This is a genomic window from Pseudomonas sp. TE6283 (assembly GCF_054060555.1).
Genome location: NZ_JBSSDH010000001.1, coordinates 603,426 through 627,924 on the forward strand (window position 1 = coordinate 603,426; position 24,499 = coordinate 627,924).

Below are 24,499 nucleotides of genomic sequence, written 5' to 3' on the forward strand. Positions count from 1 at the left end.
CGATAGCGCTCACAGGAGTGGCAAGGTCCACATCGCGAAGCGATCCTGAAACGGTCTCGATATCCCGGTTTACCGGCGCGCGCATCCCGCCTGTCGAGGATGCCGCACCCACTTTTCAAGGCTGAAAGAGCGAACCATGAAACAGAATATTCTCCTCGTTGCCGTCTGCGCCGCCCTGCTCCAGGCGTGCGCTCCGGCTTCCACTTCCCATGAAGGGACGCCTTCCATGCCTGCTACTGCCGCCTCTCCCGCAACCCAGCCCAAACTCTCGGCCTACTACTGGAACTTGGTCGCTGCCAACGATGCGTCGGGCAAGGCCATCGCCGCCATGGCGCCTGGCATCGAGGGCAAGCTGCGCCTGAACTTCGCCGAGCGTAACCTGAACATCAATGGCGGCTGCAACAACCAGTTCGGCGGCTATTCCTACAAGGACGGCGTATTGAAGGTGCAATCACTGGCCTCGACCCTGAAGGCCTGCGATAAGCCCCTGATGGAGCTGGACGCCCAGGTCGGGCGCCTGTTCAAGGGCGACCTGCGCACCACCTTCTCCGACGATGCCGGGGAGCCGGTGCTGCAACTGACCACCCAGGACGGTTCGGTGCTGAAATTCCAGGGTGAAGCCACCCCGGAGACCCGCTATGGCAGCAAGGGCGAGATCAAGTTCCTGGAAGTGGCCGCCAAGACCGTCAAGTGCAGCCACCCGCTGATCCCCAACTACCAGTGCCTGCAAGTGCGCGAGCGTCGCTATGACGACGCCGGCCTGCAACTGGCGACCCAGGACAGCTGGCACCCGCTGTACCAATCCATCGAAGGCTACGAGCACCGCGACGGCGTGCGCACCGTGCTGCGCGTGAAGCAATACGAATGGAAGAACCCGCCGGCCGACGCCTCGTCGCAGGTCTATGTGCTTGACCTGGTGGTCGAGCAGGACGCTTCGGGCAAGTAATTGCCTGTCGGCGCAGGCCGCTCTGCGGCGGCCTGCGTCTTAAGCCAACGGCGACCGTGAAACGGCTCAGGTGAGCGCCGCGTTGACCTGCGCACTGTCGACGTATTGCTCCATGCTGACAATTTTGCCGTTCGTCAAACGGTACAGATGGGCAAAGGTTGCGGTCATCGCTTTCCCGGTCTTGCGATAGGTACCTGAGTAAACGCCAAAGGCGGCAACTCGGTCGTCCTCGGCCACATAGGTATGCACCTTGGCCTGGTAGCCATCCCATTCGGTGGCCAGGCGATGGAACACACCCTCCATGATCGCCTGGGGGCCGACATAGGTACCGGCATAAGGGAAGCCGGCCGCTTCGGTCCAGGTCACGTCCGCAGCCAGCGCCGCCAGCAGATTCTGGCCATTCTGTTCGGCTGAGCCTTCGTACGAGGCTCGGATGATGTCCAGGTTGCCCTTGCTCATGATTTTACCCCCGCGTTCAGCTCGCGAATGAAGGCCCGTGGATCTGAAAAGATAGCGCTGGCAGGCAACAACTGCAGGGCATCGTCCGCTTGTTGCAGAACGAATGTCGGTACGCCTTGGCCGCCCACACGACGCAGCAAGGCACGCCCCTGCCCCACACGATCGTCGTTGACCTGCAGCAAGGCCGAATCCGGACGCGTCAGGCGCTCGGCGGCGGTATCCAAGCCCAGGTTTGCCAGGACAGCGGTCAACGTCTCCACTCGAGTCACGTCCAGGCCATCGACATAGCGCGCCGCCTGGATCGCCTTGAGCGCTTCGAACTCGCGCTCAGGCGCTGTCAGGTTCACTGCACTGAGCGCCAGGGTAGATGGGCCGCTGTCGAACGCCTGAAGACGGTCGGCGAGTACATGATCGCGATAGCGTTCACTGAAGACTTGCCCGGTCAGGCGTTCGATACGCTGGTCGTTGCTCCAGGCATAGGCCGCAAAGTCGTCATCCATGACGCGCGCACCGCTGCCGGAAAACAGCCCCGTCGGTACCAAGCGCAACGCAAGGCCAGTGGACTCGAGGACCTGAGGCAGCGGTCCAGCTGCGCCGTAGCACCAGCCGCACAGTGGATCGAAGAGGTAAACCAGAGTCCTGCTCATAGTAGATCGCCTTAAATGGAATGCCTCAAATCCTACCGCGCAGGCATTGACATTTAAATACATACGAAATAAACACACTGTATGCTATAGACATACATTGAGGATCTATCAATGACCGGCGCTTCCAGCCTGAACAGGCTTGCGTACTTCACCGCAGTGGTCGAGACCGGCTCCTTCACCGCCGCTGCCGAACGCCTCGGCATCACCAAGGCCGTGGTCAGTCAGCAGGTAGCGCGGCTGGAAAGCGACTGCCGCACCACACTGCTGGTGCGCAGCACGCGAAAAGTCCGCACCACCGAGGCAGGCCAACAGTTCTACCACCGCTGTGCTCTGATCCTCAAAGAGGCGGAAGAGGCTTTCGAAGAATTGTCCGAGGCCGCCAGTGAGCCGACGGGCACCCTACGCCTGACCGCCCCTTTCGATTACGGCATCGGTGTCGTGGTGCCGGCCATCACCGCATTCTCGCAGCGATATCCGCAGTGCAAGGTCGAGGCCCATTTCAGCGACCAAACCCTGGATCTGGGCGCCAACGATCTGGACCTTTCCATTCGCGTTGGCTGGATTACCGAGCAACATCTGCAGGCCCGACGAATCGGCCAGTTTGCGCAACGATTGGTGGCCGCCCCTCAGTGGCAAGCGCGGGTAGACAAACTGCAGACCCCAGCGGAGCTGGCCGAGTTGCCGATCGTGGCGAACCTGGCGCTGCGAGAACCGACCCGCTGGGTATTTGCCAAGGACACCTCACAGCGCGAAACGGTTGAGATGAGAGCCAGCCTGTCGCTCAACGCCACCTTGGCAGTGCGCGAAGCCACGCTGCTCGGGGCCGGGCTATCGGTCCTTCCGGACTATGTGGCGGAACCTGACCTGCAAGCAGGCCGGCTGATCGAGGTGCTGCCGCAATGGTCGCTACCCCGAGGCGAGATCCATGCAGTCTTTCCAACGGCTCGCTTTCGACCGGTCAAGGTGCGGGCGTTTGTCGAGCTTCTGGCAAGCCGCCTGGCTCAATGAGACGGCTCAGACCATCAGGTGAGCGCACGCCCGCACAGCCGCAGACAGTGCTACGCTCCGAGGATCATGGCCATCCAAGGGAATGAAGATGAGCTTCGACTGGCACGCTGGACCGATCACCCGCACCACCCCGCTGGACAGGCACTACCGGAATACGCAGAAGGTCCGACAGTTCCTGGTTAATGAATGTGGCGAGGCCTTCAAGTTCGACCGCGCCTTCATGGCCTGGATCAAGAGCGCTGCGCCTGCCACCATGGGGGACGTCGCGGATGAGTGGCTGCGCAGACGCGGCTGATCAAGGCCGCTTGCTGTCCCACGCTGGCCGCCCTGGCTCCCACCCCGGAGTTACCTTCAGGGTTGGCCCTTTTTAGCGTGGAACGGCGCGAAGGTCATACCGAAGAACCAGCCGCCAATCATTGCCAGCCAGATCGATTGGTACCCCTCTACGTTGTAAGCGCACCAATAGTTGATCGCCGTAATCACAACGAAAATCGAGAAAAACTGCTTGCGGGAGTACCTGCTGAGGTAGCAGCTGGCTGCTGCGTCCAGTTCTTTGAGCTGCTTCACTGCGTTTCATCCTTGAATGACCGGTAGGAGATTACAGCGGATTTACCGGTGGTCACACACTTTCCTTCGTGTCCCACGATTTGTCCCAGATGGCGGGGCGACGAACGATTCGCAGGCATTAAAAACCCCGCAGACCTAGATCTGCGGGGGTTTCGAAAGGTGGAGACCGAGATCAGTATCCAACCGACGTAGACGGATTTTGCTACGGGGCATTCTCTTAAAGACCCGAAGAGATCAAGTTTTCACAGCGTCTGCGAAGGTGTCTTTACAAATTGCTCACGGCTGGAATCGCGTGGCGCACGCGTGGCATAGCCAAGTGCGGCGCCATTCTTCCAACTTGTCGTACTGCGCGACATTGAACTTCCAGTGACGCACAAATCCGATCACACCGATGGTGGCGAGCGTGGCTCCGATGAAGAACCTGGTCCAATCGACGCCCCAGTAAGTGTTAATCAGCTTGAGACCATCGTAGAGAATGATGGTACCTACTCCGGTCATGATCACAGGACCCAACAGGCGTTTGCCCGGGGGCGGACCTACGCTGGCAGCCAAATCGGTCTGATGCCGACCAGTCGTTTCGACCGTAACAGGACCATAGCCGGAGTTGGTCTGGTGAGTTGCTTGAATGCGAGTGGTACCAGCAGCGTGAATCACGGATAGCAGCTGGACATTTTGGCCTTGGCAATGCGGACAGCAGATGGCGTTGTTGCTCACCACGTAATCATTCCTTTGAGGGGTGAAAAACGACCATTCTAAGGCAATTGCATAACCCGATAAACTGCGCGGCGCAATCAACAACTGACCAGGCCGCCAAGCGATCCATGCTCCCTCCCATTCGGCTTATCCCTACCCATCCCAACCACTCACGTGAAGAGTGCGCAGATGCCTGAGAATTAAAAGCGACGATTAATGGAGGCTCTGCAGCGGTAGTGCCGCGCATCCGAAGAACACCGAGCAGCCCGCAGACCGGTGCCATCACGTTTTACCGGGGGATGCGCTGGACGCGCGGCGAGACAAGTTCAGTTGGGTACCAGCGCTGCAAGTCCATTGGCGGGCAGGCGGGAAGAGACTCGCATCGAATTCAGTGGTTCCACGAGGGCCTATTCAGACCCTCGGAGTACTTATGGACCCTACCGACGTCGGCCCAGGCACAGCCACCTGGCTGAATGGAACGGGCACCGTTTTGCTAGGTGGCTTTATCCGCGTCCAGGCATCCCCCGAAGGGCCACCCTGGCTGTGCCGAGCCTGAATCAGAAATGAAAAAAGCCCAGCGCGACGGCTGGGCTCTATTACGCAAGGAGATAGAAGATTATGGAGTCCAGTAAGCAATCTTGCCGCCTGCACCAACAGCTACAAAATTGCCGTTGCCGTAGGCGACGCTCCGGATATCGGTTCCTGCGAAAGTGTTGACTTGCTGAACCCAGCCAATCCCATCCTCGGAAACGGCTGTCTTGCCGCCGTCGCCGACAGCTACATACTTGCCATTACCGTAAGCAATGTCGCGGATGATGGTTCCATCGAAACTGGTATCTTCAACAGCAGTCCAGCTAAGCCCATCGGATGAATATGCCATCTTGCCATCCGCACCAACGATAAACATTTTCCCGTTGCAAAGTTTCATGGAAAGGATGGTGCTAGTGCCGAAGGTGCTGGTTCTGGTCGCGAATGATTGCGGATTGTTCGTCGCCATCTTCACAGCGCTAAGCAACTTCCCATTCGATCCCGCAATCAACACAAAACTGCCAATGACGTTTACGCAGTACACAGTCTCGCTAGAAGTGAAGGTCGTAGTGCGCTCCACCTGGCCTGACCAATCCTCATAACGGGAAAAGACTTTACCGTTAGACCCAACCAGTATCCAGGTCGCGATGTCGCCGTAAATTGGCTTATAATACACTATGCCTTGCAAGTCTCCATACGCGCGAACAGTTGCGGTAAGGTCTGTCCAATCCCTTAAAGGGCGCGCTGTGCTGCCGTAGAGCACATTGCCGGATTGAGAAAGGGCTTGAAGCGAGGTCCCAAGACCGTTCCAGTACAGCTCATTGAGGACCTTTCCGCTATCAGAGGTGACGGCGCCCTTGAGCTTGGTCCACGCTGTACCAGTTGCGTCTCCGCTGACAAGCTGAGTGGTTGTGGGAAGACCGTTGCCGCCAGCCGCATAAAACTTGCCTTGCGCAAAAACCACGCGCCTAAGCATGCCGGTGTTTTCCACCGGTTCTACTTGAGTCCAAAGATCTTGCAAGGTTTGAGACGCCGAGTTTGCGTTTTCCATTTTAAACTCCGTTACTGAGCTGATTTAAGTTCAGGCCTCTGTATTGGGCGTATGGTGCTCATGGGCGATGGCTAGAGACTCGAGGTCTTCTGGCGAAGATCAGGGGTGACGAGGTTTCACTAACCTCAGACCTGTCGCCGATGTAGGAAACTATGCCACACAAACACTGTATATCCAACCAGCACTCTGAAGTTTTTATTCAGCGAGCTTCGGCGCGTGCACCGCGTTTGGGTGGATTCGCTGATCGACATGCTCCGGTAATGCCCGGCTTCGCGGGACTCTTGAGGCCCTCAGCGGGCAATAAAAAACCCGGCGCTTAGGCCGGGTTCTGCGTGTCACTCATCAACGTGCGCAGGAATGACAGGTGGGAATAATCAGGATGATCACGAGCGCCTCAATGCGTTTCTTCGAGGCCTGCCCTGCGGCAACCGCAGCATTGACCACGGCTTTGCGGCACCACGCCGACGCATCCAGCGAGATGTCTAACCTAGCGCGTTTACCGTCGAGTAGGTGCGATGGCCAAGCCCTCGAAGGGCTGAAGTTTCGGAACTCCATGCCTTTTGTTTCGGAACTCTTGACATTTTCTGCGCGCAAAGAAAAACCCCGCAGATCTAGATCTGCGGGGTTTCGAATAGTGGAGGCCGAGGTCGGAATCGAACCGGCGTAGACGGATTTGCAATCCGGAGCATAACCACTTTGCTACTCGGCCTCAAAGTCGGAGTCAGCTTTCGCTATCTCCTTGAAACCGCTGGGCTTTTTCAAGTCAGCTGCGTTTCGATGGACGCCATTATGTCGGCATTCGATGGACCTTGCAACCCCCTTGAAGAAAAAAATCTTCAAGGGGTTCAAGGTGTTAGCGCAGACGCCCGAGTTTGCTCCACAAGCCTACCAGGGTGTTCTCCACCGCCCCGCTGGCGGCCACACCGATGCGCTCCTGCAGGCTCTTGCGCTCGGCGAAGCGCAGGTGGAACACATTGGCCTCGCGGGCGCTGCGGCTCAGGTACTCGTCGCTGGTGCCCAGTTCGTCGACCAACTGGCGATTGAGCGCGGCGATACCGAGCCAGACCTCGCCGGTCGCCACTTCGTCTATATGAAGCTGCGGACGGTAGCGGGCAACGAAGTCCTTGAACAGCTGGTGGGTGATGTCCAGGTCTTCCTGGAACTTCTCCCGGCCCTTGTCGGTGTTCTCGCCGAACACGGTCAGGGTGCGCTTGTACTCACCGGCGGTGAGCACTTCGAAATCGATGTCGTGCTTCTTCAGCAGCCGGTTGACGTTGGGCATCTGCGCCACCACGCCGATCGAACCCAGCACAGCGAACGGCGCACTGACGATCTTCTCGCCGATGCAGGCCATCATGTAGCCGCCGCTGGCGGCGACCTTGTCGATGCAGATGGTCAGCGGGATGCCGGCCTCGCGGATGCGCGCCAGCTGCGAGGAAGCCAGACCATAGCTGTGCACCATACCGCCGCCGCTCTCCAGACGCAGCACCACCTCGTCACGCGGGGTGGCCAGTGTCAGCAGCGCGGTGATCTCGTTGCGCAGGCTCTCGGTGGCCGAGGCCTTGATGTCGCCGTCGAAGTCGAGGACGAACACCCGGCGCTTGTCCTCGGGCTTTTTCTTCTGCTGTTTTTCCGCCTTGGCCTGCTGCTTGCGCAGGGCCTTGAGCTGGGCCTTGTCGAGCAGGCCCGATTCCAGACGCTCGCGCAACTCCTTGTAGAAGTCGTTGAGACGGGTGACCTGCAACTGCCCGCCCGGCTTGCGCCGCCCTTTGCCACGCAGGCCGGCGATGGCCGACAACACCACCAGGATGGCGATCACCAGGGTGGCGGTTTTGGCGAGAAAGCTTGCGTATTCGGCAAGAAACTCCACATTGACTCCTTGATAAACCAGCGCCGCAACGGCGCGAACTGGATGCAAGCATACCGGGGCGCCAGAGCCGCTGCCAGCCGGTGAAAATGCTGGCAACACAGTTCAAACGACCTTTTCAAACGCTTGTATGTTTTTTCGTTGACAGCCCGCCTGGGGCAACCTAACCTCGCAACAACCTCCAAACGGGCCGGACTTCAACGTGGGCAATCTCTACCTGATCCGACATGGCCAAGCCTCCTTCGGTGCCGCTGACTACGACGTGCTCTCGCCGGTCGGTGAGCGTCAGAGCCAGGCACTGGGCGAGCACCTCGCCCAGCTGGGCCTGCGCCTGGACCGTTGCCTGGCCGGTACCCTGCGTCGCCAGCAGGACACCGCCCGCCTGGCCCTCGACGCGCTGCAGGCACATGGCGAGGCAGTCCCGACCATTGAGACCGACGCGGCCTTCAACGAGTTCGACGCCGACGGCGTGATCCGTGCCCTGCTCCCTGCCCTGCTGCCCGAAGAGCCCGAGGCCCTGCATGTGCTGCGCAACGGCGCCCAGCACCGCGGCGAGTTCCAGCGTCTGTTCGCCCTGATGGTGCAGCGCTGGCACGACGGCGAGCATGCCCACGATGAACACCTGGAAACCTGGCAGGCCTTCACCGGCCGGGTCGGCGATGGTCTGCGACGGCTGCTCGACAGCGCCGCCAGCGGCGACAACATCGCCCTGTTCACCTCCGGCGGCACCATTGCCGCCCTGCTCCACCTGGTAAGCGGAATCACGCCGGCTCAGGCGTTCACCCTGAACTGGCAGATCATCAACACGTCGCTCAGCCACCTGAAGTTCCGTGGCCGCGACGTCACCCTGGCTTCCTTCAACAGCCAAGCCCATGTGCGGCTGTTGCGGTTGCCGGAGCTCGTCACCTACCGATGAGCCCGGTCTGTTGTGTCCTCGCGGACGCGAATATCACTTAACAAGGAATACACCATGAGCGATGTAGCTAAAGCCGTCGAGGCGATGAAGGCAAAATTCAACCCTGACGCCGCCGCCGGCCTGGACCTGGTGTTCGGCTTCAACATCACCGACGAAGACAAGCACTACGCCCTGCTGGTCAAGGATGGCACCTGCGAGATCCAGGAAGGCGAGAACGCCGACGCCAACTGCACCCTGGTGCTGGACAGCGACACCCTCAAGGGCATCGTCAGCGGTGACACCGACGGCATGCAGGCCTTCATGAGCGGCAAGCTGCGCGTCGAAGGCGACATGATGCTGTCGATGAAGCTCAGCGAGCTGTTCCCGGCCTGATCGGCGCGGCGAATCGCCAATGAAAAAAACCGAAGCCAGATGTGCTTCGGTTTTTTTTCGCCTGCCGCAAGGCCCGCCCATCAGGGCCATTGATCGCCCGGCAACACCCAGGCCAATAAATGTCTGGCACGCTTGTACCAGCTTTGACAGGAAATTAGATTAGCCAATAGTCCTTGCTACTGATCATAAGGAAATCGCATGACGCTCACCGACCAGTCCACCCAGGTACGCCCCGGCGAAGAACTCGACGCGGCCGTCATCGATCCGTACCTCAAGGAACACATTCCCGGTCTCGCCGGCACGCCGAGCATCAGCCAGTTTCCCGGTGGCGCCTCCAACCTGACCTACCTGGTCAGCTACCCGGACCGGGAGTTCGTGCTGCGCCGCCCGCCATTCGGCCACAAGGCCAAGTCGGCCCACGACATGGGCCGTGAGTTCCGTATTCTCAACCAGCTCAACGCCGGCTTTCCCTATTGCCCCAAGGCCTATGTGCACTGCACCGACGAGTCGCTGATCGGCGGCGAGTTCTATGTGATGGAACGGGTCAACGGCATCATCCTGCGCTCGGACATCCCCGCCGAATTGGACCTGGACGCCAGCCGCACCGAAGCCCTGTGCAAGAGCTTCATCGACCGCCTGGTCGAGCTGCACCAAGTGGACTACCAGGCCTGCGGCCTGGCCGACCTGGGCAAGCCGGAAGGCTATGTGCAGCGCCAGGTCGAAGGCTGGGCCAGCCGCTACGAAAAAGCCCTGACGCCCGACGCGCCGCGCTGGGAGCAGGTGATCGCCTGGCTGCGCGAGAAGATGCCCGCCGACCATCCGCGCCCGGGCATCGTGCACAACGACTACCGCTTCGACAACGTCATCCTCGACAGCGCCAACCCGATGCGCATCATCGGCGTGCTGGACTGGGAGATGGCCACCATCGGCGACCCGCTGATGGACCTGGGCAACAGCCTGGCCTACTGGATCGAGGCGGGCGACCCGGCGCCGGTGCAACTGATGCGCCGCCAGCCTAGCAACGCCCCCGGCATGCTCACTCGCCAGCAGTTCGTCGACTACTACGCCGAGCGCGCCGGCATCCGCATCGACAACTTCGACTTCTATTATTGCTACGGCCTGTTCCGCCTGGCCGGCATCGTCCAGCAGATCTACTACCGCTTCTTCCACGGCCAGACCCAGGACAAGCGCTTCGCCCAGTTCATCCACATGAACCGGCTGCTGGAGCAGATGAGCCTGCAACTGATCGGCAAATCCAGCCTGTAACTTCGGCAGACAACAAGGAATATGCGCATGCCCAAGACCCACCTGTTCGACCTCGACGGCAAGATCGCCTTCGTTTCCGGCGCCAGCCGCGGCATCGGCGAAGCCATCGCCCACCTGCTGGCCCAGCAAGGTGCCCATGTGATCGTTTCCAGCCGCAAGCTCGACGGCTGCCAGCAAGTGGCCGAGGCGATCGTCGCCGCCGGCGGCAAGGCCACCGCGGTGGCCTGTCACATTGGCGAGATGGAGCAAATCCAGCAGGTGTTCGCCGGCATCCGCGAACAGTTCGGCCGCCTCGACATCCTGGTCAACAACGCCGCCACCAACCCGCAGTTCTGCAACGTCCTGGACACCGACCTGGGGGCGTTCCAGAAGACCGTCGACGTCAATATCCGCGGGTACTTCTTCATGTCGGTGGAAGCCGGCAAGCTGATGCGCGAGCACGGCGGCGGCAGCATTATCAACGTGGCCTCGATCAATGGCGTCTCGCCCGGATTGTTCCAGGGCATCTACTCGGTGACCAAGGCAGCGGTGATCAACATGACCAAGGTCTTCGCCAAGGAGTGCGCGCAGTTCGGCATCCGCTGCAACGCCCTGCTGCCGGGGCTGACCGACACCAAGTTCGCCTCGGCGCTGGTGAAGAACGACAGCATCCGCAACGCCGCGCTACAGCAGATCCCGCTCAAGCGCGTGGCCGACCCGAGCGAGATGGCAGGCGCGGTGCTGTACCTGGCCAGTGATGCCTCCAGCTATACCACCGGCACCGCGCTCAATGTCGACGGTGGGTTCCTGTCCTGATCCGGATTCATGCACGCCCCTAGGGGGTGGTGACGCATGGCATAGGTCCGCGCGCCTACCCCTTCACCGCCTGCAGCGTATAGCTCAGCGGCAACCGCCACGGCGCCTCGTTCAGGCGCCACTCGCCGTCATCGCCCAGCGTCATCTGCCCCGGCAGCGCCTCCCAGGGGATGCTCTGATGCTCTTCCAGGCCGGTAATGCGCAGGCCATGGTTCAGCAACGCGGTGATCACCTCGCCCAGGCCATGGTTCCACTCATGAGTTTCGGTCTGGGTCAGCGCCTGGTCGGTCTCGACGTAGGTCTCGTCGCTGTGCCACACCGTCGGCGCCTCGCGCTCGAAGTACGGATACTCCAGTTGCAGGCGGTCCTGATGGTCCTCGTTCACGGCCATCAGCATCGGGTGGCCGTCGCGCAGGAACAGCCGCCCGCCCGGCTTGAGCAAAGCCGCCACGGTTTGCGCCCAGCGTTCGATGCTCGGCAGCCAGCACAGCGCACCGATGCCGGTGTAGACCAGGTCGAAAGCCCCAGCAGGCAGTACCTGCGCGGCCTGGTAGACGTCCGATTCGACATACCCGATGCCCGCACCACAGCGCTCGGCCAGTTGGCGCGCCTGAGCCAGGGAGGCCGCGGAGAAGTCCAGGCCGCAGACCTCGGCGCCCAGGCGCGCCAGCGACAGGGTGTCGGTACCGATATGGCATTGCAGGTGCACGGCGCGCAGGCCGTGGATATCGCCCAGACGCGGCAGGTCGAAACGCACCACCTCGGACAGATGCCCAGGCTCGGCGACGAAGCGCTCGACTTCGTAGTCCCCGGAGGCGGCGTGCAGTGGCGCGCGCTCGTCCCAGCTGGCGCGATTGAGTTCCAGTGATCGGCTCATTGCGGTGCTTCCCTGTCCTGAGTGAGTCAGGCGCCACGTTAACCGGCCCCGACATGCCCGGCAACCACCCCGTCAACCTCAAGTTGACAGCTCGGGTATACTGCCCCCTTCGTGCCCGCCCAAGGATCCAGCGCCCATGACCGAAAACAGCTTCGCCTTTCGCCTCAAGGAACTGCTCGAACACCACAAGCTGACCCTGCAGGCCGTGGGCACGGCGCTGGGAATCTCGCGCACGGCGGTGCACAAGTGGACCCGCGGCGGCGAGATCGACTACGACAACCTGCGCCGCCTGGCCGACCTGCTCAAGGTCAACTGGATCTGGCTGCGCTACGGCGAGGAGGCCCTGCACAGCGTGCAGCAGGCCGAGGTGGTCGAGCTGCCGATGACCGACGTGCGCCGCCGCTACACCGCCGAGATCATGGAAAGCGAGACGCGCATGAAGCTGGCCCAGGAGGGCGCGCGCATCGTCACCTGGGAATGGAACCTGGTCACCGACGAAGTGACCTACTCGCCCAACGTCGAGGCGGTGTATGGCTGGCCGTTGCGCCGTAACGAAAACTTCTGGAAACACATCCATGTCGATGACGCCCGGCACATGCAGGGCATGTATGCCCAGGCGGTGGCCGACGGCACCGGCTGCGAATGCGATTTTCGCATCACCCGCCCCGACGGCGACCAGCGCTGGATCGCCTCGCGTGCCACGGTATTGCGCGACAGTGTCGGGCGCCCGGTGAAAATGGTCGGCATCAGCATGGACAACACCGAGCGCAAGGTGGCCGAAGAGGAGCTGCGCCAGAGCGAAGCGCGTTTTCGCACCATCTTCGAACTGGCCTGGGGCGCGCTGGCCTACATCGACCCGGATGGCAGCTGGCAGCGGGTCAACGGCAGTTTTTGCGAGCTGCTGGGGTACAGTGAAGACGAACTGTACGGCACGACCTTCCAGCAGATCACCCACCCCGACGACCTGCCGGACAACCTGGCGCTACTGAGGCGCATGCTGGGCGGCGAGATCGACCGTTACGAGGTGCAGAAACGCGTGCGCCACAAGGACGGGCACTATATGTGGGTGCGGGCGCGCACCTCGCTGGAACGCCGGGCGGATGGGCAACCGCAGCATCTGATCAGCGTGTTCGAGGACATCGGCACTGATCGCTAGCCGTTGAAGCGGTCCGCACCGCAACCTGGGCAATGCCTCCAGGCCACGGTCGACAATCAGCGTTGGACGCCGTGCTGGATGACGATCGAGTCAGTGCCCAGCTTGGCCATCACTTCGGCCTTGCGCGCATCGGCATCGGCCTTGGCCGGGAACGGCCCCATCAGCACCACCGGCTTGCCCTCGCGGTATTCGACCCAGGACGGAATGCCCTTCTCGATCAGGCGCGCGGTCATGTCGGTCAGGGCGCCCATGTTCGGCCCTTGGATCACCTCCACGTCCCAGCCCTCCGGCGCTGGCTGGTCGGCCAGGGCCTCGGCGCGACGCTGCAGGTCGGCGCCCCCGCAGACTTCACGAATGCGCAGGTTGTTGCCGGTCTCGTCGATGAGGATTTCGTACTGCCCATCATGCTTGATCGCCACGTAGCTGCGATACGCTTCGTACTGCCCGGCGTCGTCCTTGCCACGCACCTGGCCGCAGATAGAGCCCTGGGTGTCGAAGCGCACGTTGGCGAACTTGGCCGTCTTGGGGTTGTTCAGGTGTTCGGCCACCTGCTTGTGTACGCCTTCGACCTCGTTGTTACAGCCCGCCAAGGCCAACACCGCCATTACCACCGCCAGTTTGCGCACGCCTGTACCTCCAGATTCGAAGGGGCGGATTCTAACATGAGCGGACAGCTCGGCCGCAGGGATGAGGCGAAGGTGGAAGGTTGCAGCGTGTGTCGGCAACGGTGGAACGGCACAAAGCAAAAAGGGCGATCCTTGCGGATCGCCCTCTTCAGGTTTGGTAGGCACAATTGGACTCGAACCAACGACCCCCACCATGTCAAGGTGGTGCTCTAACCAACTGAGCTATGTGCCTGTCGTGTGGGGCGCATATTAGTCATCGACCGTGCGTCTGTAAAGCGTTTTTTTCAAAAAAATCAAAAACTTTGCGAATCAGCTTAGCGCGACCTGTGCCTGGACGCGCAGTGCCCAGGCCCAAGACCCTCTACAACAATCCTGCTCGCCAGCACACACTCAGTGCTGCTCCCCCGCCCGCCTGAGCAGCTTCCTGCAACGCTCCGACAAGTGCACCACCCGCAACTGCTTGCCTGCCTTGGCATACCGCTCGCGCAAGGTCTTCAGCGCCGCCACCGCCGAATAATCGACAAAGCTCAGGTGCTGGCAGTCCAGGGTGACCCTGGCCGGATCATTGGCCGGATCGAACTGGTTGAGAAACGGCGTGGTCGAGGCGAAGAACAACGTGCCATGCACCTGGTAATGCTTGCTGCCCTCGCCGTCCACATGACTGTCGGCATACAACTCCCGCGCATGCTGCCAGGCGAAGTTGACCGCGGCGATGACGATGCCGAACAGTACCGCCGTGGCCAGGTCGGTGAACACCGTGACCACGGTCACCGCGATAATCGCCAGCACATCACTTACCGGCACCTTGTGCAGCACCCGCAGGGAGGCCCAGGCGAAGGTCTGCTGGGCCACCACGAACATCACCCCCACCAGCGCCGCCAGCGGAATGTGCTCGATCAGCGGCGACAGGAACAGGATGAACAGCAGGATCATCACCCCGGCCACCACGCCCGACAGGCGCCCACGGCCATTGGAACTGAGGTTGATCACGGTCTGGCCGATCATCGCGCAGCCGCCCATGCCACCGCACAGGCCCGAGACCATGTTGGCCGCGCCCAGCGCCACGCACTCGCGGTCCGGGTAGCCGCGGCTCTCGGTGATCTCGTCGGTGAGGTTGAGGGTCAGCAGGGTTTCCAGCAGGCCGACCATGGCCATCAGCAATGCATAGGGAGCAATGATCTTGAGGGTTTCCAGGCTCCATGGCACCTGCGGCAGGGCCAGCGTCGGCAGGCCGCCGGCGATGTGGGCCATGTCGCCGAGGGTACGGGTCGGCAGGCCGAGCAGATAGACCAGCAGGCCGACACCGAGGATCGCCACCAGCGCCGGTGGCACCGCACGGGTCAGCTTCGGCAGCACGTAGACCACCAGCATGGTCAGCGCCACCAGGCCGATCATCAGGTACAGCGGCGTCCCGCCAAGCCAGTGCTCGCCGTCCTTGAAGTGCTCCAGCTGGGCCAGGGCGATGACGATGGCCAGGCCGTTGACGAAGCCGAGCATCACCGGGTAAGGCACCAGTCGCACCAGCTTGCCCAGGCGCAGCGCGCCGAACAGGATCATCACCACCCCGCCGAGCAGCACCGTGGCCAGCAGATACTGGACGCCGTGCTGCACCACCAGGGCGACGATCACCACCGCCATGGAGCCGGCGGCACCGGAGATCATGCCGGGACGACCGCCGAACAAGGCGGTCAGGGTACAGATAATGAAGGCACCATACAGCCCCATGAGCGGGTTGAGGTGTGCCACCAGGGCAAAGGCAATGCACTCCGGCACCAAGGCGAACGAAGTGGTGAGGCCGGCGAGCAGGTCGGCGCGTAGTCGGGCGGGTTTCATGGAGGTCCTGTAGACAACCTCAAGCTCCCACGCTGTGGAGACTTGGGTAATGAGCCTGAAAATCGAGGGCGCGATGTTACGGAATTTGTCTGACAGCAGCCACCGCCAATCCGCACGGCAAGTTGCACGCAAATTTGCCATCATGTCCATTCCACCCGCGGAGATCATGGACATGCCGCTACGCCCCCTGCTCGCCTCCCTGCTGCTGGCCGCCAGCCTCACCGCCCAGGCCGCCACCGAGGTCATCCCCCTGCAACATCGCAGCAGCGCCGAACTGCTGCCCGCCGCCCAGTCGTTCCTGGGCAAGGACGGCAGCGTCAGCACCTTCGAGGACAAGCTGATCGTCAACGCCAGCCAGGAACGCATCGACGATCTGCGCGCCCTGCTGCAACAGCTCGACACCGCGCCCAAGCGCCTGCTGATCAGCGTCGACAACAACGACAGCAACTTCCAGGACAACCGCGGCAACGCCCGCGTGATCCGCTACGGCACAGCCAACCGCGAAGGCGGCATGCAGCAGGTGCAGGCCAGCGACGGCCAGCCGGCACTGATCCAGGTGGGCCAGAGCATCCCCGTCACCAGCACCGCCACCGACGGTTACGGGCGCATCCAGAGCAACACCGAATACCGCAATGTGACCCAGGGCTTCTACGTCACGCCACGCCTGAGCGGCGACACGGTTCGTCTGCAAATCAGCACCAATAATGATCGAATGAGCCAGGAACGTGCCGATGTAGTGAAAGTGCAAAGCACCGACACGACCGTCACCGGCAAGCTCGGCGAGTGGATCACCCTGGCCGGGTTCAACCAGCAGAGTCAATCCGAACGCAGCGCGTCAAGCCTCAGTTACAGCACCCAGCGCGGTGAAAACATGACTCTGCGCGTCAAAGTCGACCTTCTCGACTGAACCCAGGCAATTCAAGGCCTCGACCAAAGGCCTTGAAACTGACCGCCAAGTCGCATTAGACCAAAGATGTAGTAAGCCTAAAAAAGCACTACAAAACATTTGACAGGCTCTTTTCGCCAAGGGCATGATGGCCTCGCTCCCGCTAATCAGAGGCCCTGGCAAGGGTCTTCGAGGTGCGCTCCTCCCACCGTGGAGGCACCTCGTGTCCATACGGCCCACAAGGCGGTTCGACGGGATTGCGACTGCAACGAAGAAGTTGTCCCGAGGGACGGAAGCGCATCACCGCAGTTCTGGCAATCGCGTCGCACCGCAGCAAGGCAACCACGAGCCGACCTGCAGGGCACACCTTCGCCTGGCCTGCACAACCCTTCCCCTTCGAACCTTCTGCGTTCGCCGCCGCACTCCCCCGGACAGGACAGCCGCCCGGCTTCTGATCCGCGTATCCGAGCATCAGCACAATTACACTCAAGATCGATGCGACGAGGTTTATTTCCATGGCACTGACACGCGAACAGCAAATTGCAGCCCTCGAGAAAGACTGGGCCGAAAACCCGCGCTGGAAAGGCGTGACCCGTACCTACACCGCCGCCGATGTCGTTCGCCTGCGTGGCTCGCTGCAGCCAGAGCACACCTTTGCTCGCCAAGGCGCGGAAAAACTGTGGAAGCTGGTCACCGAAGGTGCCCACCCGTCCTTCCGCCCAGAAAAAGATTTCGTCAACTGCATGGGCGCCCTGACCGGTGGCCAGGCAGTGCAGCAGGTAAAAGCCGGCATCCAGGCCATCTACCTGTCCGGCTGGCAGGTTGCCGCCGACAACAACTCGGCCGAGTCGATGTACCCCGACCAGTCGCTGTACCCGGTCGACTCGGTACCGACCGTGGTCAAGCGCATCAACAACGCCTTCCGCCGCGCCGACCAGATCCAGTGGAAAGCCGGCAAGAATCCGGGCGACGATGGCTACATCGACTACTTCGCACCGATCGTGGCTGACGCCGAAGCCGGTTTCGGCGGCGTGCTGAACGCCTACGAGCTGATGAAGAGCATGATCGAAGCGGGCGCCGCCGGCGTGCACTTCGAAGACCAGCTGGCCTCGGTGAAAAAATGCGGCCACATGGGCGGCAAGGTCCTGGTGCCGACCCAGGAAGCCGTGCAGAAGCTGGTTGCAGCGCGTCTGGCCGCCGACGTCTCGGGCGTGCCGACCATCATCCTGGCCCGCACTGACGCCAACGCCGCCGACCTGCTGACCAGCGACTGCGACCCGTACGACCAGCCGTTCGTGATCGGCGAGCGCACCCGTGAAGGCTTCTACAAGGTGCGCGCCGGCCTCGACCAGGCCATCGCCCGCGGCCTGGCCTACGCCCCGTACGCCGACCTGATCTGGTGTGAAACCGCCAAGCCGGACCTGGAGGAAGCCCGTCGCTTCGCCGAGGCGATCAAGAAGGAATACCCGGACCAGATCCTGTCGTACAACTGCTCGCCTTCCTTCAACTGGAAGAAGAACCTGGACGACGCCACCATCGCCAAGTTCCAGCGCGAGCTGTCGGCCATGGGCTACAAGCACCAGTTCATCACCCTGGCCGGCATCCACAACATGTGGCATGGCATGTTCAACCTGGCGCACGACTACGCCCGCAACGACATGACTGCCTACGTGAAGTTGCAGGAGCAGGAGTTCGCCGACGCAAGCAAAGGCTACACCTTCGTGGCGCACCAGCAGGAAGTCGGTACCGGCTACTTCGACGACATGACCACCGTGATCCAGGGTGGCGCCTCGTCGGTGACCGCCCTGACCGGCTCGACCGAGGAAGAGCAGTTCCACTGAGTGCAGTGAGCTGTTGAGCAAGGCCCGGGATTCGCGAGGATTCCGGGCCTTCTTCATTTTCAGGCCAAACGCCCCCCCTGTAGGAGCAGCCTTGTGTCGCGAAAGGGCCGCAGAGCGGTCCCGGCAATTCCTACAGGGGTCGCGTCACACCGGCAAAACTGCAGATCAGGTCTAAGCTTGTGGCTACCCCATAGCAAGGACTGCCCATGCCCCGCCCTGGCCACCTGCTCCTCATCGCCGTCGCAGCTGCCGCCTTCTATCTCTATGCGCTGGCCAGCAATAGCGCCCTGCTTGGCCTTCTGGTCAAACCCATTCCGGTGCTCGCCCTGATTGCCTGGCTGAGCACCACCCCCGTCACACCCTATCGTCGCTGGATCATCGTCGGCCTGGCCTTCTCAGTGCTTGGCGACATACTCCTGGCCATTCCCCGTGACCTGTTCGTGTTCGGCCTCGCGGCGTTTCTTTGCGCCCACCTGGCCTACCTGCGCGGCTATTGCAGCCTCACATGGCGCCCGGCCTACCCGGCCCTGGCCTTCGCCGTGCTGATCGGCGGTTCGCTGTTCGGCCTGCTCGCCGGCCATGGCCTGGGTCCACTGCTGATCCCGGTGGCACTCTACGCCCTGACCATCGGCGCCATGCTCTGGCGCGCCCTGGCCTGTGGTGGCCTGGCCGCGCTGGGCGCCTGCGCCTTCGTGTTCTCCGACAGCCTGATCGGCATCGACCGCTTCGTCAGCCCGTTCGCCGCCGCCGAGTACCTGATCATCCTCTTCTACTGGCTCGGCCAGTGGCTGATCGCCGCGTCGGTCAGCCGCGACGCAAGCGACAAAGTATTGATCCAGAGCGGTACGCGCAGCGCCGGAAGCTGTTAGAACGAGAGTTTTTCGCATTTGCAAGAGGGGCGCTCGGCAGATGAACTTTACAAGGGCCAGAACAGCAAAAACATTACAGGCCAGTCCAAATGATATTAATTATCATTACGAAATTAGCCCGTCATTACGCGGGGCAAGAAACATAATTAACAAATCCGCGCCCAATGCCCGAAACTCAAGGGTTTCAGCCAGTTACGAAAGATTTTTGTTCTTAAACATACGAATAAATTTGCAACGGAAATTTTACTTGCACTGGGTTTACCCATAAAATCAGCGCGATTGATTCAGCTGCGACATTTGGTCACTGCGTCTGCGACACCACGTCGCCGCTCTACTTTATTTCAGACTGCAGAGCTGGGTCTCTGTATAAGGATTTCTAGCATGTCCGATTCGGCAGGACTCATCGCCCACAACTGGGGCTTTGCCATCTTCCTCCTGGGTGTCGTCGGCCTGTGTGCCTTCATGCTCGGCCTGTCCAGCCTGCTCGGTAGCAAGGCCTGGGGTCGCGCCAAGAACGAACCCTTCGAATCCGGCATGCTGCCCGTCGGCAGCGCCCGCCTGCGCCTGTCCGCCAAATTCTATCTGGTCGCGATGCTGTTCGTGATCTTCGATATCGAAGCCCTCTTCCTGTATGCATGGTCTGTGTCCGTCCGCGAAAGCGGCTGGACCGGATTCGTCGAAGCTCTCATTTTCATAGCAATTCTGTTGGCAGGTCTTGTCTACCTATGGCGCGTCGGGGCGCTCGATTGGGCTCCCGAAGGTCGCCGCAAGCGGCAAGCGAAGCTGAAACAATGAGGCTTTGGCATGCAATACAATCTCACCAGAATCGATCCGGACGCACCCAACGAGCAGTATCCGGTCGGTGAGCGGGAAACCGTCACCGATCAACTGCTGGAAGACCAGGTCCACAAGAACATCTACATGGGGAAACTCGAAGATGTGCTGCGTGGCGCGGTCAACTGGGGTCGCAAGAACTCCCTCTGGCCGTATAACTTCGGCCTTTCCTGCTGCTACGTGGAAATGACCACGGCCTTCACGGCACCCCACGACATCGCCCGCTTCGGCGCCGAAGTCATCCGGGCCTCGCCGCGCCAGGCCGACTTCATGGTCATCGCCGGTACCTGCTTCGTCAAAATGGCGCCGATCATCCAGCGCCTGTACGAGCAGATGCTCGAGCCCAAGTGGGTCATCTCCATGGGTTCGTGCGCCAACTCCGGCGGCATGTACGACATCTACTCGGTCGTTCAGGGGGTCGACAAGTTCCTCCCCGTGGACGTCTATGTGCCTGGCTGCCCGCCGCGCCCCGAGGCATTCCTGCAAGGCTTGATGCTGCTGCAGGAATCGATCGGCCAAGAACGACGCCCGCTTTCCTGGGTGGTTGGTGATCAAGGCATCTACCGTGCCGAGATGCCCGCCCAGAAAGACCTGCGTCGCGAACAGCGCATTGCGGTAACCAACCTGCGCAGCCCCGACGAAGTCTGATCCAGCGACCTGCCGCCCGCTCCCGAAGGAGCAGGCGGCCTGGCTTCATTCTTAACGCTGACCCAAAGCGACCGAGACCATGACAGCGGACAACGCTATTTATATTCCGCCCTACAAGGCTGACGACCAGGATGTGGTCGTCGAACTGCACAACCGTTTTGGCGCCGACGCATTCGTCGCCCAGGAAACCCGCACCGGCATGCCGGTACTGTGGGTAAAACGTGCCCAACTCAAGGAAGTGCTCAGCTTCCTGCGCGGCGTCGCCAAGCCGTACAGCATGCTGTACGACCTGCACGGCGTCGACGAGCGCCTGCGCACCCAGCGCCGTGGCCTGCCCGCCGCCGATTTCAGCGTGTTCTACCACCTGCTGTCGGTCGAGCGTAACAGCGACGTGATGATCAAGGTGTCGCTCAGCGAGGGCGACCTGAACCTGCCGACCGTGACCGGTATCTGGCCGAACGCCAACTGGTACGAGCGCGAAGTCTGGGACATGTTCGGCATCGACTTTGCCGGCCACCCGCACCTGAGCCGCATCATGATGCCGCCGACCTGGGAAGGTCACCCGCTGCGCAAGGACTACCCGGCCCGCGCCACCGAGTTCGACCCCTACAGCCTGACCCTGGCCAAGCAGCAGCTTGAAGAGGAATCGGCGCGCTTCAACCCGGAAGCCTGGGGCATGAAGCGTCACGGCGCCAACGAGGACTACATGTTCCTCAACCTCGGCCCGAACCACCCTTCGGCCCACGGTGCCTTCCGCATCGTCCTGCAACTGGACGGCGAAGAGATCGTCGACTGCGTCCCGGACATCGGCTACCACCACCGTGGCGCCGAGAAGATGGCCGAGCGTCAGTCCTGGCACAGCTTCATTCCCTACACCGACCGTATCGACTACCTCGGCGGGGTGATGAACAACCTGCCGTACGTCCTGGCGGTGGAAAAGCTGGCCGGTATCAAGGTGCCGCAGAAAGTCGACGTGATTCGCATCATGCTCGCCGAGTTCTTCCGCATCACCAGCCACCTGCTGTTCCTGGGTACCTACATCCAGGACGTCGGCGCCATGACCCCGGTGTTCTTCACCTTCACCGACCGCCAGCGCGCCTACACCGTGATCGAAGCGATTACCGGTTTCCGTCTGCACCCGGCCTGGTACCGCATCGGTGGCGTCGCCCACGACCTGCCGCGCGGCTGGGACAAGCTGGTCAAGGACTTCGTCGAATGGCTGCCCAAGCGCCTCGACGAGTACGAGAAGGCCGCGCTCAAGAACAGCATCCTCAAGGGTCGTACCATCGGCGTCGCCGCGTACAACACCAGGGAAGCCCTGGAATGGGGCACCACCGGTGCCGGCCTGCGAGCCACCGGCTGCGACTTCGACCTGCGCAAGGCGCGCCCCTACTCCGGCTACGAGAACTTCGAGTTCGAAGTGCCGCTGGCCCACAACGGCGATGCCTACGATCGCTGCATGGTCCGCGTCGAGGAGATGCGCCAGAGTATCCGCATCATCGACCAGTGCCTGCGCAACATGCCGGAAGGCCCGTACAAGGCGGATCACCCGCTGACCACGCCGCCGCCGAAAGAGCGCACCCTGCAGCACATCGAGACCTTGATCACCCACTTCCTGCAAGTCTCGTGGGGCCCGGTCATGCCGGCCAACGAGTCGTTCCAGATGATCGAGGCGACCAAGGGCATCAACAGTTACTACCTGACGAGCGACGGCGGCACCATGAGCTACCGCACCCGGATCCGTACCCCGAGCTACCCGCACCTGCAGCAGATCCCTTCGGTGATCAAAGGCAGCATGGTCGCGGACCTGATCGCGTACCTGGGCAGTATCGACTTCGTTATGGCTGACGTGGACCGCTAAGCATGAACAGCACGCTTATCCAAACCGACCGTTTCGCCCTGAGCGAAACCGAGCGCTCGGCCATCGAGCACGAGATGCACCACTACGAGGACCCGCGCGCGGCGTCCATCGAGGCCCTGAAGATCGTCCAGAAAGAGCGCGGCTGGGTGCCGGACGGCGCCATCTACGCCATTGGCGAAGTGCTGGGCATCCCCGCCAGCGACGTCGAGGGCGTGGCCACCTTCTACAGCCAGATCTTCCGCCAGCCGGTCGGTCGCCACATCATCCGCGTGTGCGACAGCATGGTCTGCTACATCGGCGGCCATGAGTCGGTGGTCAGCCAGATCCAGAGCGAGCTGGGCATCGGCCTCGGCCAGACCACCGCAGACGGCCGCTTCACCCTGCTGCCGGTGTGCTGCCTGGGCAACTGCGACAAGGCCCCGGCGCTGATGATCGACGACGACACCTTTGGCGACGTGCAGCCTGCCGGCGTCTCCAAGCTGCTGGAGGGTTACGTATGACCATCACTTCCTTCGGCCCGGCCAACCGCATTGCGCGTACCGCCGAAACCCACCCGCTGACCTGGCGCCTGCGTGACGACGGCGAGCCGGTCTGGCTTGCCGAGTACGAGTCCAAGAACGGCTACGCCGCCGCGCGCAAGGCGCTGGCCGACATGTCCGCCGACGACATCGTGCAGAGCGTCAAGGACTCCGGCCTCAAGGGCCGTGGCGGCGCGGGCTTCCCCACTGGCGTGAAGTGGGGCCTGATGCCCAAAGATGAATCCATGAACATCCGCTACCTGCTGTGCAACGCGGATGAAATGGAGCCCAACACCTGGAAAGACCGCATGCTGATGGAGCAACAGCCCCATCTGCTGGTCGAGGGCATGCTGATCAGCGCCCGTGCGCTGAAAGCCTACCGCGGCTACATCTTCCTGCGTGGCGAATACACCACCGCGGCAAAGAACCTCAACCGGGCCATCGACGAAGCCAAGGCGGCAGGCCTTTTGGGCAAGAACATCCTCGGTTCGGGCTTCGACTTCGAGCTGTTCGTGCACACCGGCGCCGGCCGCTATATCTGCGGTGAAGAAACCGCGCTGATCAACTCGCTGGAAGGCCGCCGCGCCAACCCACGCTCCAAGCCGCCCTTCCCTGCCGCCGTCGGCGTGTGGGGCAAGCCGACTTGCGTGAACAACGTCGAGACCCTGTGCAACGTGCCGGCCATCGTCGCCAATGGCAACGACTGGTACAAGTCGCTGGCCCGTGAAGGCAGCGAGGACCACGGCACCAAGCTGATGGGCTTCTCCGGCAAGGTGAAGAATCCCGGCCTGTGGGAACTGCCGTTCGGCGTCACCGCTCGCGAGCTGTTCGAAGACTACGCCGGCGGCATGCGCGACGGCTTCAAGCTCAAGTGCTGGCAGCCAGGCGGCGCCGGTACCGGCTTCCTGCTGCCCGAGCACCTCGATGCGCAAATGTATGCCGGTGGCATCGCCAAGGTCGGTACCCGCATGGGTACGGGCCTGGCCATGGCGGTCGACGACAGCATCAACATGGTCTCGCTGCTGCGCAACATGGAAGAGTTCTTCGCCCGCGAATCCTGCGGCTGGTGCACGCCATGCCGCGACGGCCTGCCGTGGAGCGTGAAGATGCTGCGCGCCCTGGAGAAAGGCCAGGGCCGCGCCGAAGACATCGAGACCCTGCTGGGTCTGGTCAACTTCCTCGGCCCAGGCCGCACCTTCTGTGCTCACGCACCGGGTGCCGTCGAGCCATTGGGCAGTGCCATCAAATATTTCCGCTCGGAGTTCGAGGCCGGTGTCGCTCCCGCTAACGCGGGAGACACCCTGCGCCCGAACCTTTCCGTTAACAAGAGCGGGCCGATCGTGGTCGGCGCATAACAAGATGAACAGCGGATGGTCCGTGCCATCCGCCAGCCCGCCGGCCGGCCCGAACGATTCGTGGCCGGCCGCGGGCTCAC

The 24,499-nt window shown here is 61.9% G+C and carries 25 protein-coding genes, 2 tRNA genes and 1 pseudogene; 17 read left to right on the forward strand and 11 right to left on the reverse strand.

Going from position 1 to position 24,499, the window contains the following annotated elements; all coding sequences use genetic code 11:
• Window positions 1-226 precede the first annotated feature (226 nt).
• Window positions 227-946: an META and DUF4377 domain-containing protein gene (locus tag ACVWZ5_RS03065; RefSeq protein WP_230962652.1), complete on the forward strand. Its 720-nt coding sequence runs from the start codon at window positions 227-229 to the stop codon at window positions 944-946.
• A 66-nt stretch (window positions 947-1,012) separates the two neighbouring features.
• On the opposite strand, the gene ACVWZ5_RS03070 is transcribed toward ACVWZ5_RS03065, so the two are convergent.
• Together ACVWZ5_RS03070 and ACVWZ5_RS03075 are read right to left on the reverse strand one after the other, a co-directional pair.
• Window positions 1,013-1,405, reverse strand: coding sequence for a nuclear transport factor 2 family protein (locus ACVWZ5_RS03070; protein WP_028692446.1), 393 nt, complete (start codon window positions 1,403-1,405; stop codon window positions 1,013-1,015).
• Window positions 1,402-1,905, reverse strand: a complete 504-nt coding sequence (locus tag ACVWZ5_RS03075) for a DsbA family protein (RefSeq protein ID WP_230962651.1) — start codon at window positions 1,903-1,905, stop codon at window positions 1,402-1,404. Before ACVWZ5_RS03075 ends, ACVWZ5_RS03070 begins: the two co-directional genes overlap by 4 nt.
• A gap of 258 nt (window positions 1,906-2,163) precedes the next feature.
• Between ACVWZ5_RS03075 and ACVWZ5_RS03080 the strand changes: the two genes are divergently transcribed.
• Together ACVWZ5_RS03080 and ACVWZ5_RS03085 are read left to right on the forward strand one after the other, a co-directional pair.
• Window positions 2,164-3,060 (forward strand): LysR family transcriptional regulator, encoded by an 897-nt coding sequence (locus tag ACVWZ5_RS03080; RefSeq protein WP_062573502.1) that lies wholly within the window; start codon window positions 2,164-2,166, stop codon window positions 3,058-3,060.
• An 88-nt stretch (window positions 3,061-3,148) separates the two neighbouring features.
• Entirely contained in the window at window positions 3,149-3,355 is a 207-nt protein-coding gene (locus ACVWZ5_RS03085) for a DUF6434 domain-containing protein (protein ID WP_028692449.1), read from the forward strand.
• Window positions 3,356-3,411: 56 nt separating this feature from the next.
• On the opposite strand, the gene ACVWZ5_RS03090 is transcribed toward ACVWZ5_RS03085, so the two are convergent.
• Together ACVWZ5_RS03090 and ACVWZ5_RS03095 are read right to left on the reverse strand one after the other, a co-directional pair.
• Window positions 3,412-3,627 carry a hypothetical protein gene (locus ACVWZ5_RS03090; protein ID WP_062573501.1) on the reverse strand — a complete coding sequence of 72 codons (216 nt, stop codon included), beginning with the start codon at window positions 3,625-3,627 and terminating at the stop codon, window positions 3,412-3,414.
• A gap of 276 nt (window positions 3,628-3,903) precedes the next feature.
• The gene (locus tag ACVWZ5_RS03095) at window positions 3,904-4,341 is read right to left on the reverse strand and encodes a hypothetical protein (protein WP_155721648.1); all 438 of its coding nucleotides are present in this window, start codon (window positions 4,339-4,341) and stop codon (window positions 3,904-3,906) included.
• Between the two features lie 409 nt (window positions 4,342-4,750).
• Here ACVWZ5_RS03095 and ACVWZ5_RS03100 point away from each other — a divergent pair.
• A pseudogene (locus ACVWZ5_RS03100) lies at window positions 4,751-4,828 on the forward strand (chemotaxis protein); the annotation flags it as partial.
• Between the two features lie 108 nt (window positions 4,829-4,936).
• On the opposite strand, the gene ACVWZ5_RS03105 reads toward ACVWZ5_RS03100, so the two are convergent.
• The 3 genes from ACVWZ5_RS03105 to sohB form a co-directional block, all read right to left on the reverse strand.
• Window positions 4,937-5,899 carry a hypothetical protein gene (locus ACVWZ5_RS03105; RefSeq protein WP_062573499.1) on the reverse strand — a complete coding sequence of 321 codons (963 nt, stop codon included), beginning with the start codon at window positions 5,897-5,899 and terminating at the stop codon, window positions 4,937-4,939.
• Between the two features lie 635 nt (window positions 5,900-6,534).
• Window positions 6,535-6,608 (reverse strand) — tRNA-Cys (locus ACVWZ5_RS03110).
• Window positions 6,609-6,752: 144 nt separating this feature from the next.
• On the reverse strand, window positions 6,753-7,769 hold the full coding sequence (sohB, locus tag ACVWZ5_RS03115; protein ID WP_062573498.1) for a protease SohB: 1,017 nt from the start codon (window positions 7,767-7,769) through the stop codon (window positions 6,753-6,755).
• A 199-nt stretch (window positions 7,770-7,968) separates the two neighbouring features.
• Here sohB and ACVWZ5_RS03120 point away from each other — a divergent pair, with 199 nt between their 5' ends.
• The 4 genes from ACVWZ5_RS03120 to ACVWZ5_RS03135 all read left to right on the forward strand — a co-directional run bounded on the left by ACVWZ5_RS03120 (window position 7,969) and on the right by ACVWZ5_RS03135 (window position 11,115).
• Window positions 7,969-8,682 carry a histidine phosphatase family protein gene (locus ACVWZ5_RS03120; protein WP_084941359.1) on the forward strand — a complete coding sequence of 238 codons (714 nt, stop codon included), beginning with the start codon at window positions 7,969-7,971 and terminating at the stop codon, window positions 8,680-8,682.
• A gap of 54 nt (window positions 8,683-8,736) precedes the next feature.
• Window positions 8,737-9,054 carry an SCP2 sterol-binding domain-containing protein gene (locus tag ACVWZ5_RS03125; protein ID WP_062573496.1) on the forward strand — a complete coding sequence of 106 codons (318 nt, stop codon included), beginning with the start codon at window positions 8,737-8,739 and terminating at the stop codon, window positions 9,052-9,054.
• Window positions 9,055-9,252: 198 nt separating this feature from the next.
• Window positions 9,253-10,320, forward strand: coding sequence for a phosphotransferase family protein (locus ACVWZ5_RS03130; RefSeq protein WP_084941358.1), 1,068 nt, complete (start codon window positions 9,253-9,255; stop codon window positions 10,318-10,320).
• 27 nt (window positions 10,321-10,347) lie between these two features.
• On the forward strand, window positions 10,348-11,115 hold the full coding sequence (locus ACVWZ5_RS03135; RefSeq protein ID WP_096048206.1) for an SDR family oxidoreductase: 768 nt from the start codon (window positions 10,348-10,350) through the stop codon (window positions 11,113-11,115).
• 55 nt (window positions 11,116-11,170) lie between these two features.
• Here ACVWZ5_RS03135 and ACVWZ5_RS03140 read toward each other — a convergent pair whose 3' ends face one another.
• Complete coding sequence (locus ACVWZ5_RS03140) at window positions 11,171-11,992, reverse strand: class I SAM-dependent methyltransferase (protein ID WP_186599533.1); 822 nt, start codon at window positions 11,990-11,992, stop codon at window positions 11,171-11,173.
• A gap of 136 nt (window positions 11,993-12,128) precedes the next feature.
• Here ACVWZ5_RS03140 and ACVWZ5_RS03145 point away from each other — a divergent pair, with 136 nt between their 5' ends.
• Window positions 12,129-13,148 carry a PAS domain-containing protein gene (locus ACVWZ5_RS03145; RefSeq protein WP_457340397.1) on the forward strand — a complete coding sequence of 340 codons (1,020 nt, stop codon included), beginning with the start codon at window positions 12,129-12,131 and terminating at the stop codon, window positions 13,146-13,148.
• Between the two features lie 56 nt (window positions 13,149-13,204).
• Here the strand turns inward: ACVWZ5_RS03145 and ACVWZ5_RS03150 are convergent, their stop codons facing one another.
• The 3 genes from ACVWZ5_RS03150 to ACVWZ5_RS03160 form a co-directional block, all read right to left on the reverse strand.
• Window positions 13,205-13,774 carry an SPOR domain-containing protein gene (locus ACVWZ5_RS03150; RefSeq protein ID WP_028692457.1) on the reverse strand — a complete coding sequence of 190 codons (570 nt, stop codon included), beginning with the start codon at window positions 13,772-13,774 and terminating at the stop codon, window positions 13,205-13,207.
• 155 nt (window positions 13,775-13,929) lie between these two features.
• Window positions 13,930-14,006, reverse strand: a tRNA-Val gene (locus ACVWZ5_RS03155).
• 158 nt (window positions 14,007-14,164) lie between these two features.
• Window positions 14,165-15,607, reverse strand: a complete 1,443-nt coding sequence (locus ACVWZ5_RS03160; protein ID WP_457340398.1) for a SulP family inorganic anion transporter — start codon at window positions 15,605-15,607, stop codon at window positions 14,165-14,167.
• Between the two features lie 142 nt (window positions 15,608-15,749).
• Between ACVWZ5_RS03160 and ACVWZ5_RS03165 the strand changes: the two genes are divergently transcribed.
• The 8 genes from ACVWZ5_RS03165 (at window position 15,750) to nuoF (ending at window position 24,419) form a co-directional block, all read left to right on the forward strand.
• Window positions 15,750-16,514, forward strand: a complete 765-nt coding sequence (locus ACVWZ5_RS03165) for a secretin N-terminal domain-containing protein (RefSeq protein ID WP_177330852.1) — start codon at window positions 15,750-15,752, stop codon at window positions 16,512-16,514.
• 494 nt (window positions 16,515-17,008) lie between these two features.
• Window positions 17,009-18,334 (forward strand): isocitrate lyase, encoded by a 1,326-nt coding sequence (gene aceA, locus ACVWZ5_RS03170; protein WP_062573491.1) that lies wholly within the window; start codon window positions 17,009-17,011, stop codon window positions 18,332-18,334.
• 206 nt (window positions 18,335-18,540) lie between these two features.
• Entirely contained in the window at window positions 18,541-19,203 is a 663-nt protein-coding gene (locus ACVWZ5_RS03175; RefSeq protein WP_084941356.1) for a lysoplasmalogenase, read from the forward strand.
• A 381-nt stretch (window positions 19,204-19,584) separates the two neighbouring features.
• Window positions 19,585-19,998, forward strand: a complete 414-nt coding sequence (locus ACVWZ5_RS03180; protein WP_028692461.1) for an NADH-quinone oxidoreductase subunit A — start codon at window positions 19,585-19,587, stop codon at window positions 19,996-19,998.
• A 9-nt stretch (window positions 19,999-20,007) separates the two neighbouring features.
• Entirely contained in the window at window positions 20,008-20,685 is a 678-nt protein-coding gene (locus tag ACVWZ5_RS03185; RefSeq protein WP_008096180.1) for a NuoB/complex I 20 kDa subunit family protein, read from the forward strand.
• A gap of 79 nt (window positions 20,686-20,764) precedes the next feature.
• Window positions 20,765-22,546 carry an NADH-quinone oxidoreductase subunit C/D gene (gene nuoC / locus ACVWZ5_RS03190; RefSeq protein ID WP_084941355.1) on the forward strand — a complete coding sequence of 594 codons (1,782 nt, stop codon included), beginning with the start codon at window positions 20,765-20,767 and terminating at the stop codon, window positions 22,544-22,546.
• 2 nt (window positions 22,547-22,548) lie between these two features.
• Window positions 22,549-23,046, forward strand: coding sequence for an NADH-quinone oxidoreductase subunit NuoE (gene nuoE / locus ACVWZ5_RS03195; RefSeq protein ID WP_012313767.1), 498 nt, complete (start codon window positions 22,549-22,551; stop codon window positions 23,044-23,046).
• Window positions 23,043-24,419: an NADH-quinone oxidoreductase subunit NuoF gene (gene nuoF / locus ACVWZ5_RS03200; protein WP_062573489.1), complete on the forward strand. Its 1,377-nt coding sequence runs from the start codon at window positions 23,043-23,045 to the stop codon at window positions 24,417-24,419. The genes nuoE and nuoF overlap by 4 nt, the downstream gene beginning before the upstream one ends.
• The last annotated feature ends 80 nt before the right edge of the window (window positions 24,420-24,499 follow it).

Bases quoted from the DNA above. Each gene is read 5' to 3' on its own strand.
- ACVWZ5_RS03125 (WP_062573496.1), top strand. From the start codon at position 8,737: ATGAGCGATGTAGCTAAAGCCGTCGAGGCGATGAAGGCAAAATTCAAC.
- ACVWZ5_RS03105 (WP_062573499.1), bottom strand. From the start codon at position 5,899: ATGGAAAACGCAAACTCGGCGTCTCAAACCTTGCAAGATCTTTGGACT.
- ACVWZ5_RS03085 (WP_028692449.1), top strand. From the start codon at position 3,149: ATGAGCTTCGACTGGCACGCTGGACCGATCACCCGCACCACCCCGCTG.
- ACVWZ5_RS03185 (WP_008096180.1), top strand. From the start codon at position 20,008: ATGCAATACAATCTCACCAGAATCGATCCGGACGCACCCAACGAGCAG.
- nuoF (WP_062573489.1), top strand. From the start codon at position 23,043: ATGACCATCACTTCCTTCGGCCCGGCCAACCGCATTGCGCGTACCGCC.
- ACVWZ5_RS03135 (WP_096048206.1), top strand. From the start codon at position 10,348: ATGCCCAAGACCCACCTGTTCGACCTCGACGGCAAGATCGCCTTCGTT.
- ACVWZ5_RS03070 (WP_028692446.1), bottom strand. From the start codon at position 1,405: ATGAGCAAGGGCAACCTGGACATCATCCGAGCCTCGTACGAAGGCTCA.
- aceA (WP_062573491.1), top strand. From the start codon at position 17,009: ATGGCACTGACACGCGAACAGCAAATTGCAGCCCTCGAGAAAGACTGG.
- ACVWZ5_RS03075 (WP_230962651.1), bottom strand. From the start codon at position 1,905: ATGGATGACGACTTTGCGGCCTATGCCTGGAGCAACGACCAGCGTATC.
- ACVWZ5_RS03175 (WP_084941356.1), top strand. From the start codon at position 18,541: ATGCCCCGCCCTGGCCACCTGCTCCTCATCGCCGTCGCAGCTGCCGCC.
- ACVWZ5_RS03160 (WP_457340398.1), bottom strand. From the start codon at position 15,607: ATGAAACCCGCCCGACTACGCGCCGACCTGCTCGCCGGCCTCACCACT.
- ACVWZ5_RS03180 (WP_028692461.1), top strand. From the start codon at position 19,585: ATGTCCGATTCGGCAGGACTCATCGCCCACAACTGGGGCTTTGCCATC.
- nuoC (WP_084941355.1), top strand. From the start codon at position 20,765: ATGACAGCGGACAACGCTATTTATATTCCGCCCTACAAGGCTGACGAC.
- ACVWZ5_RS03165 (WP_177330852.1), top strand. From the start codon at position 15,750: ATGTCCATTCCACCCGCGGAGATCATGGACATGCCGCTACGCCCCCTG.
- ACVWZ5_RS03145 (WP_457340397.1), top strand. From the start codon at position 12,129: ATGACCGAAAACAGCTTCGCCTTTCGCCTCAAGGAACTGCTCGAACAC.
- ACVWZ5_RS03130 (WP_084941358.1), top strand. From the start codon at position 9,253: ATGACGCTCACCGACCAGTCCACCCAGGTACGCCCCGGCGAAGAACTC.
- ACVWZ5_RS03140 (WP_186599533.1), bottom strand. From the start codon at position 11,992: ATGAGCCGATCACTGGAACTCAATCGCGCCAGCTGGGACGAGCGCGCG.
- nuoE (WP_012313767.1), top strand. From the start codon at position 22,549: ATGAACAGCACGCTTATCCAAACCGACCGTTTCGCCCTGAGCGAAACC.
- ACVWZ5_RS03080 (WP_062573502.1), top strand. From the start codon at position 2,164: ATGACCGGCGCTTCCAGCCTGAACAGGCTTGCGTACTTCACCGCAGTG.
- ACVWZ5_RS03065 (WP_230962652.1), top strand. From the start codon at position 227: ATGCCTGCTACTGCCGCCTCTCCCGCAACCCAGCCCAAACTCTCGGCC.